Genomic DNA, 13,110 nt, shown 5'->3' with positions numbered 1-13,110 from the left:
TGTTTTCAGGTTCAGCCTTTATGCTCGCATCTAACTTAAGTTCGTCTTTCGTATCGGACAGCGGTGTCTGGTCAGCAGTTTCTGCTTTGGTTATTCCAGCTTTAAACCTTGGTTTGAATCCTGTAGGTTTTGGAGCCGATGTCGATGCTTCGTCGGTCGTTTCTTCGGATGCTGGAGTGCTTGCCGCTGCGTCAGGAGCTTTGGTTACTCCAGCTTTAAACCTCGGTTTGAAACCCGTTGGTTTTGGAGCCGCCGTCGTCGCTTCGTCGGTCGTTTCTTCGGATGCAGGAGTGCTTGCCGCTGCGTCAGGAGCTTTGGTAACTCCGGCCTTGAACCTCGGTTTGAAGCCTGTCGGTATTGAATCTGGAGTGGATTCCGCTGAATCAGCTATTTCCTGTTTGGATGTTGCTTGAGCTTCATCTTTTACAGCGGCAGAAGGAGCCTTGAATCGCGGTTTAAAGCCTGCTGGTTTTGCCGTAGGAATACTGGAGGTCTCGGATGATGCATCTGGGGTAACCTGCTTTTCAACAGGTTTTGCAATAACAGTTTCCTCCTCTGCTAAATGGAAACTTTTTCGAAGCTTGTTGAACCAAAACTTTTTGCTGTGGTCAAAACTCTTTTCTCCCATAGCAGAATAATGTGCTTTGAACTCTTCAAATAAAGGTTCATCTGCAGCTTTTAAAGCTTTTAAATCAATTTTCTTTTTTATGAAAAATTCTTCAAAAGTCATTCTGGTACGAGTTTGATTTAGTCTATTACAAATGTAGTAATTTTTCTGACGGGGCTAGGCGGTGCTTTAAATAAAAAAGAGCGACAAGCGCTCTTTTTTATAGTTTTATAGGTTCAATAGCTTAAGCCATGTTATGGTAAACTGCTTGAACATCGTCATCTTCTTCGATTTTATCGATCATCTTCAATACATCAGCAGCTTGTTCTTCCGTAATATCTGAATGCGATAATGCGATACGTTCCAATTTTGCAGATGTTACTTCAATTCCCTTTTCTTCCAGTAATTTTTGCATATTACCAAAGTCTTCAAAGGAAGTTTGAACGACAGCAATATCATTGCCTTCTTCATCAGATTCTACGTACAATTCTTCTAAGCCTCCATCGATCAACTCTAATTCAAGCTCTTCTAGGTCCAGTTCCTCTGTTGCAGCAAAACGGAAAATGGATTTACGATTGAAAATAAAATCCAATGATCCTGTTTTCCCCAATGAACCACCTGCTTTTGTGAAATAGCTACGGATGTTTCCTACGGTGCGGTTGGTGTTATCTGTTGCAGTTTCAATTAATACAGGTACGCCATGAGGGCCGTAGCCTTCGTATACATATTCTTCGTAACCTTTTGAATCTTTTTCCGAAGCACGTTTGATTGCGGCTTCGATACGATCCTTTGGCATATTTACTGCCTTGGCATTGTGTATTGCTGTACGAAGTCTCGAGTTAGTTTCAGGGTGAGGGCCGCTTTCTTTAACCGCCATAGCGATTTCTTTACCTAAACGTGTAAATTGAACGGCCATTTTGGCCCAGCGTTTGAATTTCCGCTCTTTTCTGAATTCGAAAGCTCTTCCCATTGTTATATTTTGTTTTTAAGATTTTCAATCATGTCGACTGTCATCTTCTGGATGTCAAATTCCGGCGTCCAGTTCCAGTCTTTTCTTGCATAAGAATCGTCTAGACTAGCAGGCCATGAATCGGCAATCTGTTGTCTTGGATCGTTCTCGATGTAAGAGATTGCAAAATTAGGAAGAATTTTTTTAATTTCTTGCGCAAGTTCTTTTGGAGTAAACGTAATTCCACCAAGGTTATAGCTGTGGCGAATGCTTAGGCTTTCTTTGGGTGCATCCATTAATTCGAGTGTACCACGGATGGCATCCTCCATATAGAGCATTGGTAAGGCCGTGTTTTCAGATAAGAAGCAGGCGTAAGTCCCGGTTTTCAATGCTTCATAAAAAATATCGACTGCATAATCCGTTGTGCCACCCCCTGGTTCTGTTTTCCAAGAAATGATACCTGGATAACGGACACTGCGAATATCCAGACCACGGTGTTCTTGATACCATTCTATAAGGCGCTCACCTGCAAGCTTGCTGATGCCATAAATTGTGTTCGGATCCATTACGCAATATTGTTCGGTATTTGTTTTCGGAGAATGCGGTCCAAAAACAGCAATCGAGCTTGGCCAAAATATCTTTGAAACTTTATAGCTCACGGCTAGATCAAGCACATTCAACAGACCATTCATGTTCAATTCCCAAGCCTTCTCAGGGTATTTTTCACCTGTAGCTGAAAGCATGGCAGCTAATAGATATACTTGAGTAGGTTTATATTGTTGAAATAATGTCTCGAGTCCATTTTTGTCAAGGACATTAGCGATTTCGAAATTTTCGTCAGGGCTTTTAATCTGTGGTTCTCTAATGTCAGTGGTTACAACATTCTCTGCACCAAATTTTTTGCGCAAGGCGATAGCTAATTCTGTGCCGATCTGGCCATTTGCACCAATGATAATAATGCTTTCTTTCATTTGTAAGTTTTATTTTAGGAAGCTCCTGCTTTCACTATAATGAGTGTTTATGCTCAAAAATATAAATGAATCGCTTCGCTCGTTTCTTCCTATCGATATGATAGGATCTAGCCTGACATAATTTACGTTTCATCATGTAATGAAAAATGAAATTTCAACCATGGCGGTTTATGATGCAAATATAAAGGCTTTTCAGTATCTATCAACTTTGTGGTCTTTTAGGAAGCCGGGAAAAAATGTTAATTTTTAGACTCTTGGGACTGTTTTTATGAGATTTTAAACTGTTTCAATCGTTTGTTCTTTTTTTTTGAATAAGCGGTGAAAATTTTTATTTTTTTTGAATTGCTTTAATTCTAATTTTATGGCATGAATCAAAGAACTTAACGATTCCATTTTAGCAATTTAGGAGGGGAAATGCTAAATGTTGTGACATTTTTAGCTAAGCGCTTAATATTTTGTTATTTTAATAGTGGAATTGGGGAATATTTTTTAAATTTGAAGAATTCATTCTTCGAGAATCAACTAAAAACAAAATCAAATAACAATTTTAATATACACAATTTAAACACAGACAAAAATGAAAGTGGCAGTAGTCGGCGCAACAGGCCTTGTAGGTACTGAGATGCTAACCGTGTTGGCGGCGCGAAATTTCCCAGTAACAGAATTAATTCCAGTAGCTTCAGAGCGTAGTAAGGGTAAGGAAATTGAATTCAAGGGAAAGAAGTATAAGGTGGTTACACCATCTGAGGCTATTGCTTTGAAACCTGATGTTGCGTTATTTTCTGCTGGCGGTGATACCTCGAAAGAATTTGCCCCTCAATTTGCAGAAGCTGGAATTACAGTGATCGACAATTCTTCAGCATGGCGTATGGATCCAACGAAAAAGTTGGTTGTTCCAGAAGTAAATGGTGATGTGTTATCTGCTGAAGATAAAATTATTGCAAACCCGAATTGTTCAACTATACAAATGGTGGTGGCTTTAAAGCCATTACATGATAAATATAAAATCAAACGTGTTGTCGTTTCTACCTACCAATCTGTAACAGGTACAGGTGTTAAGGCCGTTAACCAATTGATGGATGAACGTGCTGGAAAAGATGGTGAAAAAGCTTATCCTTATCAGATTGATCTGAACGTGATTCCGCATATTGATGTTTTCCAAGAAAATGGATACACCAAAGAGGAGATGAAGATGATTTTGGAAACAAATAAAATCATGCGTGATGATTCTATTAAAGTAACTGCAACGACAGTGCGTATTCCTGTTATGGGAGGACACTCTGAATCATTGAATATCGAATTTGAAAATGACTTTGATTTGAATGATGTACGTGCAGCTTTAGCCGCGCAAAGTGGCTGTATTGTTGTTGACGATCCTGCGTCACTACAATATCCAATGCCGAAGGATGCACACGGTAGAGATGAAGTTTTTGTAGGACGCATCCGTCGTGATGAATCTCAGCCAAATACGCTCAACATGTGGGTAGTAGCGGATAACTTACGTAAGGGTGCTGCAACAAATGCAGTTCAGGTAGCGGAGTTATTGGCTGAAAAAGGATTGATCTAACTCAAGTAGATTCCATAATAAATATTGAGCCCCCATGAATTCGTTCATGGGGGCTCTTTTTTGTTCCATTAGCAAATCACAATTTAGATACTTATGATTTGGTCCTTGATGTCGGGGCTATAAATTATGGTGTCAATGTTGTGGGGTGGATCGAAAATTCAATCTTGTCATTCAACGGAGCATAGCTTTCTTTGCCTTGCTCTTCCAGTCGATCTGGAAATAGAATGCCGAAAAGATGATCCGTTTCGTGCTGAAAAATAACAGCAGTAAAACCCTCGATATTTTCTTCAATAACTTTACCTTCTTTATTGATGTATTGCAGGCGGATCGCATAACTCCGTAATACATCTTCTTTACGGTTGGGGATAGAAAGACAGCCTTCTGCACCTTTACGCTTCAGTTTGGAGCGCCATAGAATTTTAGGATTCACATAGAATTCAAATGGCTGATCCGGTTTGTCAAATCGCTGTACCCAGATTAAATTTTTATTGATGCCGATCTGTGGCGCTGCGATGCCTACACCGGGGTGATTGGGATCACGTACAGTCGCGAACATTCTTTTGGAAAGAGACTCAATCAATGGGTCGTTGTATTTGACATCACTGCTTGTCGCTTTTAAAACTCTCAGATCTTTATCGTCTGTTGTTTGCAATACGCGAAGAATTGCATTTTCATCTCCTGATAAAATGATTTTCTTGTCGGCAGCACTGAACTCCTGTCCTGCGTTAAGATTGACTGGTCTTTCATTCTTTGACTTATGAAATGCTTTTTCTCCGGCCATAATTTTTGTTTCTAAATTGTTCTCGACTGGGGGTACTGGGCAACGGTACCCGTTGCTATAGGCACAGTATGGGTTGTAGGCTTTGTTAAAGTCTATCTCAACATCGTTTCCTTTAATGTCGTCTGTGAATAAATCAATATACCGGCCCCCACTGTAGCTTTCCTGACCATTTGTTAAATCTAAAAATGGTAAAAATAAATGTTTTTTGTATGCAGGATTTTGAAATAATGCGACACTTTGGTAGACATTCAACGTATGTTCTTTTCCATGAAGCGTAAATGTTATAATAGCATAACGTTTGTATTCGTTGCTTGTGCCGTCGTAGGTCGGCATCCGGAATACCGGTTCATCAAATAGGACTTCAACTTTGGCGTTGACTTTATAACTGGCGTCTACAGGAAAGTAATCCAAAAACGCTACCTGATCTGATTTCAATGGGCCGTATTGTTCTTTCGCCAATTCAGCGGCTTTTTCTTCACGAAGAGCAGTAATGTGTTGCTCGTATTTACTTTGGGCATGCGTATTCAAGCATAAGGCCAAAAGGAAACTGGCAATAAGTGTTTTTTTCATTTGTTTGCATATTTATTTGCCCGATTTCATACAGCCCAATGCCCTGTTGCTTTTGCTGTTATTTTGATCCGTGTACTTATAGGGTAAGTCCGTAGACACGCTATGATCGGATTGAATTCGGTGATCTATTGCCCCAAAAAGCAACTTAGTTTGCTTTGTTAAATAGTCTATCAAAGTTATAGTTTTTTTGATTAAAAAGTCAGAATTAAAAGATCAAAAATGAAAAGGGCATGTATTGAAAAGAAGTGTCCAATTGAAATATTACATCTTCCTGTGTAATACTCAGGACTACTTTGTATTTTTGTGAAAAATATATATCCATGAGATTGATGGCCTTTGATTACGGTACAAAACGAATAGGGGTTGCGGTGACCGATCCAATGCAAATTATTGCTACAGCATTGACGACGGTACACCCGCAGGATATCTGGACATACTTAGCCGATTATTTACAGACAGAACAGGTGGAAACTTTTGTTGTAGGCAAGCCACGGCAACTGGATGGGACCGACTCTGAATCCGCACAGCATGTTGTCGGGTTTATTCGAAAACTGAAAAAGACTTATCCCACAATTGCTGTCGCTGAAATAGACGAGCGTTTTACTTCTAAAATGGCTTCTGCAGCGATCGCACAAAGTGGAAAAAAAAAGAAGGATCGTCAACAAAAAGGGCTGATTGATACGGTGTCTGCAACGATCATTTTGCAGAGCTACATGGATAGCCGTAATTTTTAGATACACAGCGACTAATACGTCAAATAAGAATGAATAATAAATAGAAGGATGAAGAGCATATTATTTTTTACCGAGGATACGGATTTCAAATTAAAAGAAAAGGGAAAGATTCGCCAATGGATTGCTGATGCCATCAAAAGCGAAGGATTTAAGCGTGTGGGCGAATTGAGCTTTATCCTTTGCTCGGATGCTTACTTGCTTGAAATCAATAAGCAATATTTAAATCACGACACCTATACTGATATCGTTACTTTTGATTCTTCCGAATATGAGGACACCATCGCCGGCGATATTTTTATCAGTGTGGAACGTATTCGGGAGAATGCCGAAAAATTTAAGGTTGATGTGCGAGACGAGCTTCATCGGGTGATCATTCATGGTGTAATGCATCTGTGCGGCTATCCGGATAAAAAGCCGGCAGATAAAGCCAAGATGACGGCCAAGGAGGATGAGTATCTCGGTAAAAGAAACTTTTAACATATTCCTTCGTACACTCATTAGGGGCTATGGTTCAGTGAACGGTTGGAGATTCTTTTTAGGCTGCAGTCGAAGGGGGCAATACATAAAAAAAGCGCTTTACAATTTGTAAAGCGCTTTTTTTATGTTGTTTCTAACGACTAGAATCTTTCAAATTGAGAGAAGAAGAAGTTTCCTTCTATAGCAGCATTCTCATCTGAATCCGATCCATGGATAGCGTTTGCGTCAATAGATTTAGCATATTTGTTACGGATTGTACCTTCAGCTGCATCAGCAGGATTAGTCGCGCCAATCAATGTACGGAAATCTTCAACGGCATTGTCTTTTTCCAAGATTGCAGCAACGATAGGACCTGAAGTCATAAAATTTACCAACTCACCATAGAAAGGACGCTCTTTGTGTACTGCATAGAATGCACCAGCTGTCTCTTGAGAAAGTTGGATGTATTTCATTGCAATGATTTTAAAACCACCAGCAATGATATCGTTTAAGATTGCACCGATGTGACCGTTCGCTACTGCGTCAGGTTTGATCATCGTAAAAGTTCTGTTAGTTGCCATTATTTTAATTTTTTTGCAAAATTAGATAAATTGCTTTTCATATGCAATATCATTACGCCTCAATATAGACACAATTATTGATAAGCCGACTAGCTGATGTCACCCTTATCGCTAAATTATTGGTTTTTGTTCCAGGATTTGTGCCTCTACTGAAATAGATGTTTCCTTTTGTTCCCAGCCCAATGTTTTTCTCTGTATGTAACAAAACTTTGTATCTGGCCGTTTATAGAAAAGTAAAAAAACAATTGATCTAAGTTCAATACGAATATGTAACTTTGTGTTATTATGGCATTAAATCTAACAGTAGACATCGATAAAGATTCAGGCTTTTGCTTTGGAGTGGTATACGCTATTGATATGGCAGAGGAAATTTTGGAGGAAGAGGGTTATCTTTATTGTTTGGGAGATATCGTTCATAATGACGAAGAAGTTGCCCGATTGAAAGCAAAAGGCTTACGCATTATCGATCATGCCGCCCTGCCGACCTTGAGCAATGAAAAGGTATTGATCCGTGCTCATGGTGAAGCCCCCGAGACTTATCGTGTTGCTTTGGAAAATAACATTACCTTGATAGATGCCTCTTGTCCTGTAGTGCTCAAACTACAGAACCGTATAAAAACGTCGTTCGATCAAGAGGAGAAAATTTTAATCTTTGGGAAGCACGGGCATGCTGAAGTGATCGGCTTGCAGGGGCAGACAAATAATGAAGCCTTAGTTTTTCAGGATATTTCCGAATTGGATCAAGTCGAATTGCCCGCCTCATTTACCTTATACAGCCAGACAACAAAAAGCGTGGATAAATTTTATGCCATCAAAGACGAACTGATCAGGCGAGGGTATGAAGTGAAAGCTAATGATACCATTTGTCGACAAGTTTCCAATCGATACGAAGATCTTGGCGCTTTCGCCAGACAATATGATAAGATCGTTTTTGTCTCAGGTAAGAAATCCTCCAATGGAAAGGTGCTGTTTGAAGTTTGTCAGAATGCCAATCCCGCTAGTTATTTTATTTCTGATCCTGCTGAATTAGATGCATCAGTCTTTGCTGAAAATGACCGTATTGGTATCTGTGGTGCCACTTCAACGCCAATGTGGTTGATGAAAGATGTAAAAGCAAGTTTAGAAGCATTATAAGCACAATTACCCGTCACAGATATTTCATAATTCCGCGGTTTAGATCCGGAGTGCATTCTTTTTTGCGTAGCTTTGTAAGCTATGAGCAATAAAGGCAAAAAAGGTATTCTTTTAGTACAATTGGGTACACCTGATAGTCCCACTACTCCAGATGTAAAGAGATATTTAACGGAGTTCCTAATGGATCCGCGAGTTATTGATATTCCTTATTTTCAACGCACCTTATTGGTCAAGGGAATCATTGCACGTACACGTGCGCCCAAATCGGCAAAAGTATACGAAACGATTTGGGATAAAGAAACGGGATCACCTTTGATGCACTACAGTATTTTGCAACGCAATCTGCTTCAAGAAGCGTTGGGTGAAGAATACCATGTGGAATTAGCGATGCGTTACCAAAACCCATCGATTGAGGCTGCATTGAAAAATATGGAGGGTCTATTTTTGGAGTCCATTCGTGTCATTCCTTTATTTCCACAGTACGCTTCAGCAACATCGGGTTCGGTCATCGATCGTGTCATGGAGCTTATTCGCAAATGGAATTATCTGCCAGAAATCAGTTTCGTAAGCAATTTCTGTACGGACGACTTAATGGCAGAAACTTATGCGGATCATGCCCGTAGGCACGATTTGGAAAGTTTTGACCATTTTGTCTTTAGTTATCACGGCCTTCCTGTGCGGCAGCTTGGAAAAGTAGATCCGACAGGTCAGCTTAAATGCCCCGAATCAGGCTGTGATTCTTGTAAAATGACAGTCAATTCATATTGCTATCTTTCGCAATGTTATGCGACAACACGGACGATAGCTGCCAAGCTCGGGTTGAAAAAAGAACAATATTCGCTCTGCTTTCAATCCCGTTTGGGTAAAGAACCCTGGATACAGCCCTATACCTCCGATTTACTGCATGATCTTGCCGCTAAGGGTTATAAGAAGTTATTAATTTTTAGTCCTGCTTTTGTGGCGGATTGTATCGAGACCATTGATGAAATTGGCGTGGAATATGCTAATGAATTTAAACATTTAGGGGGGGAGGAAGTGTGTTTGGTAGAGAGTCTTAATGATGATCCCAAATGGATCGAATCTTTAAAACAATTGGCGCTTAATGCCAAAAACTAAAATCGATAAAAGATGTTGTTAGTAAACGCGTGTGTATTACTCATATTGGATTTTTATATTTTCTTTGCGCTCCGTGCAACGAAGATTAAATTTCCCAAAACAAAAGTATTTTCCATTCTCTGGTGGTCTTATTCTGTTTTACTGCTATTGGGCGTTTTTATCTCAGCACAATATAGTATTCCTTTAATCGTACGGTCGGTTATTTTAGTCGCCTTTTTTCTGACAGCGGCGTCAAAGATATTTTTCTTTTTGATTTTGTTGATTGATGATATCCGACGTGGGGGTGTATGGTTGAAGCGTCTGTTCGCAAAAAAGAGATCTGTTGAGGATTTAGTCGACGATGCCGGAGACCCTTTACCAGAGAATCCAGTGAAAGGGATTAGCCGATCCGAATTTTTGACCAAAGCTGGTATTCTAGTTGGTGCCTCACCCTTGATACCCTTGAGCTGGGGAATTATTTCAGGAGCCTACGACTATCGTGTAAGGAGAGTCCCCTTGTATTTGCCAAATTTGCCCAAAGCATTCCATGGAATGACCATTGCGCAGATTTCAGATGTGCACTCAGGATCTTTCTATAATAAAAAGGCTGTCAGCGGTGGTATTGATATGCTTTTAAAGGAAAAAGCGGATGTGACATTTTTTACCGGTGATATCGTGAATGCCCAAGCTTCTGAAATGCGTGGTTATCAAGATATTTTTGCGCGTGTGAAATCTGATTTAGGTGTGTTTTCTACATTAGGTAACCACGATTATGGTGACTATTATTATGGTAAAGAAGATTCTCCTGGAAAGCGTAAGAACCTCCAGGATGTTATCGATGTGCATAAAATCATGGGCTGGGATCTTTTAATGGATGAAAATCGTAAGATTAAGGTCGACGGTGAAGAGCTTTGTATTGTCGGGGTCCAGAATTGGGGGACAGGTCGTTTTCCGAAACATGGTGATATCAAAAAAGCATTAATGGGTACCGAAGAGCAACCTGTTAAGTTGCTGTTATCGCACGATCCGTCGCATTGGCGGGCTCAGGTATTGGATACCGACGTGGATGTGATGTTTGCCGGACATACACATGGTATGCAATTTGGTGTAAGGTCCGAGATGTTGCAATGGAGTCCGGTACAATATATCTATAAGGAATGGGCAGGGCTTTATCGTGCGCAACAGAACAAACGATTATATGTTAATGTCGGCTATGGCTTTTTGGGTTATCCAGGACGTGTTGGAATTCTGCCTGAAATTACCATATTCGAATTGCTAAAAGCGCAGGACCCAAAGTTTAAAGCCTAAAAAATCCCCTTTGACTTTTGAGTTAATATAGCTATAATTGTGTATTCTGTACACCAGTTATACATAACATGCAATCAACTTTAAACTTTGGGGACTCTCCCCACACACGTGTTAATATTCTTACCGGGGAAAAAGTACTTGTGTCTCCGCATCGTAGTAAAAGACCATGGCAAGGGCAAGTAGAAGATCTTCCCGGGGATAATAGACCGGAATATGATCCCCAATGCTATTTGTGTCCGACAAATAAACGAGCAGATGGTGATATCAATCCAGATTATAAAGAAAGTTTTGTCTTTGTGAACGATTTCTCAGCTTTATTAAAAGATACAAGCCAGCAGGAATTTAATGAAGATGAATTATTTATCGCCGAAACCGAAAAAGGAATCTGTAAAGTAATTGCATTCACCCCGCGGCACGATCTTACACTACCCGAAATGGATCAGGCTGCAATCAAATCGGTGGTCGATCTTTGGCAAAAAGAGTTTGTCGAACTATCCAAGGTTGAATGGATCAAATACATCCAGATTTTTGAGAATAAAGGTGCAATTATGGGATGTAGCAACCCGCATCCGCATGGACAGATCTGGTCACAAAACCATTTGCCTGTAGAAATTCAAAAAGAATGTGTTCAGCAACAGCACTATTTCGATAAATACCAGCGCACCATCCTGTCAGATTATGTGAAAGCCGAACTCAGAAAAGAAGAACGAATTATAGACGAAAACGATTCTTTTGTGTCTTTAGTACCTTTTTGGGCTGCTTGGCCTTATGAAACGATGATTGTCAGCAAACGGTCTATTCAGAATATTGCCGGATTTGAAGAAAAAGAAAAAGAAGATTTTGCAGCCATACTCAAGCTATTGACAACGCGTTATGACAATCTCTTCAAAACATCTTTCCCTTATTCCGCTGGAATGCATCAGGCGCCAGTAAATGATGGCGATCATCCGGAATGGCATTGGCATATGCACTTCTATCCACCATTGCTGCGTTCTGCAACCGTGAAAAAATTTATGGTTGGCTATGAGATGCTAGCAAATCCACAACGAGATATTACACCAGAAGTTGCCGCAGAACAGTTGCGAAATTGTTCGAAAATACATTATAAATCTAAATAAGATGATAACAAAGGATACAATTGTTAATAAATTTAAAGAACACTATCAAGGAGAACCGCTTGTGGTTTCTTCCCCCGGACGCATTAATATTATCGGCGAACATACAGATTACAATGATGGTTTTGTATTGCCAGCAGCGATTGATAAAGCAATTTATGTTGCTGTGAGCAAACGTGCGGACGATACGATCGTATTGTATGCAGAAGATTATCAGGAAAGCCACGAGGTGAAATTAGCGGATATCGCTATTTCAGAAAAACATTGGCCAAACTATATTCTCGGTGTAGTCGATCAGTATCAGAAACGTGGGGCTACTTTAGGTGGGTTCAACTTGTATATCGATGGTGATGTGCCACTTGGGGCCGGATTATCATCATCAGCGGCCGTTGAATGTGCGGTGACGCTGGCACTTAGTGAATTGTTCGATTTGCAGGTCGAACGACTGGATATTCCGCAGATAGCTCAAAAAGCTGAACATACGTATGCTGGTGTAATGTGTGGTATCATGGATCAGTTTGCATCGGCCTTTGGGAAAGAAAAAAATGTGATCAAGTTGGATTGCCGGACATTGGGATTCGAGTATGTTCCACTTGATCTTAAAGGATATGAAGTGGTATTGCTGAATACCAATGTGAAACATTCTCTGGCTTCAACGGCATACAACACACGTCGCGAGCAGTGCGAGCAGGCTTCTGCCTGGGTGCGGGAAAAATATCCAAGGGTCAAGAACTTGCGTGATGTAACCGTCGAAATGCTTGATGAATTGGTTAAGGACAAAGATGCTGACATTTACGCTAAGGCAAGCTTTGTTGTCCTTGAGAATGAGCGTGTAGAGAAATCTTGCGATGCACTCCGTTCAGGAGATGTTGTTCAGCTGGGACAGTATATTTTTCAGAGCCATGAGGGGTTGAGCAAAGTATATGAAGTCAGCTGTCCGGAATTGGATTATTTGGTAGATTATGTCAAGCAGTTTCCTGAGGTGATCGGTGCCCGAATGATGGGCGGTGGTTTCGGTGGCTGTACGATCAATATCGTCAAAGAAGGTGTATTACCTTCAATTTTGCCAACACTCGAAAAAGAATACAAACAGAAATTTGATAAAGAACTTTCGGTCATTCAGGTCAGGATTGCCGATGGTACCCGAGTACTTTAATAAAAAATGGTACAGTAAGGGGAATAACATTAAGGTGCTATTCCCCTTATTTTTTTGTATTATGTGATAAAGACTTATTACATAAG

At 40.2% G+C, this 13,110-nt stretch carries 13 protein-coding genes; 8 read left to right on the top strand and 5 right to left on the bottom strand.

Going from position 1 to position 13,110, the window contains the following annotated elements; all coding sequences use genetic code 11:
• The 3 genes from B3H30_RS09060 to B3H30_RS09050 all read right to left on the bottom strand — a co-directional run.
• Positions 1-730: hypothetical protein (locus B3H30_RS09060; RefSeq protein ID WP_286833972.1), on the bottom strand; the 730-nt coding region annotated here is incomplete at its 3' end.
• Between the two features lie 121 nt (positions 731-851).
• Positions 852-1,577, bottom strand: a complete 726-nt coding sequence (locus B3H30_RS09055) for a YebC/PmpR family DNA-binding transcriptional regulator (RefSeq protein ID WP_070561411.1) — start codon at positions 1,575-1,577, stop codon at positions 852-854.
• Between the two features lie 2 nt (positions 1,578-1,579).
• On the bottom strand, positions 1,580-2,527 hold the full coding sequence (locus tag B3H30_RS09050) for an NAD-dependent epimerase/dehydratase family protein (RefSeq protein WP_046671586.1): 948 nt from the start codon (positions 2,525-2,527) through the stop codon (positions 1,580-1,582).
• A 577-nt stretch (positions 2,528-3,104) separates the two neighbouring features.
• Between B3H30_RS09050 and B3H30_RS09045 the strand changes: the two genes are divergently transcribed.
• The gene (locus tag B3H30_RS09045) at positions 3,105-4,094 is read left to right on the top strand and encodes an aspartate-semialdehyde dehydrogenase (protein ID WP_046671587.1); all 990 of its coding nucleotides are present in this window, start codon (positions 3,105-3,107) and stop codon (positions 4,092-4,094) included.
• A gap of 124 nt (positions 4,095-4,218) precedes the next feature.
• On the opposite strand, the gene def is transcribed toward B3H30_RS09045, so the two are convergent.
• Positions 4,219-5,445 (bottom strand): peptide deformylase, encoded by a 1,227-nt coding sequence (gene def / locus B3H30_RS09040; RefSeq protein WP_286833970.1) that lies wholly within the window; start codon positions 5,443-5,445, stop codon positions 4,219-4,221.
• 320 nt (positions 5,446-5,765) lie between these two features.
• On the opposite strand from def, the gene ruvX reads away from it, so the two are divergent.
• Complete coding sequence (gene ruvX, locus B3H30_RS09035; RefSeq protein ID WP_070561409.1) at positions 5,766-6,179, top strand: Holliday junction resolvase RuvX; 414 nt, start codon at positions 5,766-5,768, stop codon at positions 6,177-6,179.
• A 48-nt stretch (positions 6,180-6,227) separates the two neighbouring features.
• The gene (ybeY, locus tag B3H30_RS09030) at positions 6,228-6,656 is read left to right on the top strand and encodes an rRNA maturation RNase YbeY (protein ID WP_286833968.1); all 429 of its coding nucleotides are present in this window, start codon (positions 6,228-6,230) and stop codon (positions 6,654-6,656) included.
• A 140-nt stretch (positions 6,657-6,796) separates the two neighbouring features.
• On the opposite strand, the gene B3H30_RS09025 is transcribed toward ybeY, so the two are convergent.
• The gene (locus B3H30_RS09025; protein ID WP_046672716.1) at positions 6,797-7,216 is read right to left on the bottom strand and encodes a nucleoside-diphosphate kinase; all 420 of its coding nucleotides are present in this window, start codon (positions 7,214-7,216) and stop codon (positions 6,797-6,799) included.
• A gap of 285 nt (positions 7,217-7,501) precedes the next feature.
• Here B3H30_RS09025 and B3H30_RS09020 point away from each other — a divergent pair, with 285 nt between their 5' ends.
• The 5 genes from B3H30_RS09020 (at position 7,502) to galK (ending at position 13,024) form a co-directional block, all read left to right on the top strand.
• Positions 7,502-8,350, top strand: a complete 849-nt coding sequence (locus B3H30_RS09020) for a 4-hydroxy-3-methylbut-2-enyl diphosphate reductase (protein ID WP_070561403.1) — start codon at positions 7,502-7,504, stop codon at positions 8,348-8,350.
• Positions 8,351-8,431: 81 nt separating this feature from the next.
• Positions 8,432-9,466: a ferrochelatase gene (hemH, locus tag B3H30_RS09015; protein ID WP_070561401.1), complete on the top strand. Its 1,035-nt coding sequence runs from the start codon at positions 8,432-8,434 to the stop codon at positions 9,464-9,466.
• Positions 9,467-9,478: 12 nt separating this feature from the next.
• Positions 9,479-10,753 carry a metallophosphoesterase gene (locus tag B3H30_RS09010; protein ID WP_286710266.1) on the top strand — a complete coding sequence of 425 codons (1,275 nt, stop codon included), beginning with the start codon at positions 9,479-9,481 and terminating at the stop codon, positions 10,751-10,753.
• Between the two features lie 68 nt (positions 10,754-10,821).
• Positions 10,822-11,871 (top strand): UDP-glucose--hexose-1-phosphate uridylyltransferase, encoded by a 1,050-nt coding sequence (locus B3H30_RS09005; RefSeq protein WP_083295770.1) that lies wholly within the window; start codon positions 10,822-10,824, stop codon positions 11,869-11,871.
• A 1-nt stretch (position 11,872) separates the two neighbouring features.
• Positions 11,873-13,024 (top strand): galactokinase, encoded by a 1,152-nt coding sequence (gene galK / locus B3H30_RS09000; protein ID WP_070561397.1) that lies wholly within the window; start codon positions 11,873-11,875, stop codon positions 13,022-13,024.
• The last annotated feature ends 86 nt before the right edge of the window (positions 13,025-13,110 follow it).

The sequence above is a fragment of the Sphingobacterium sp. UBA7038 genome (assembly GCF_002494055.1).
GTDB classification, from domain to species: Bacteria; Bacteroidota; Bacteroidia; order Sphingobacteriales; family Sphingobacteriaceae; genus Sphingobacterium; species Sphingobacterium multivorum.
The sequence above is the reverse complement of the archived record's forward strand: the minus strand, read 5'-3'. Positions and strand labels throughout refer to the sequence as shown.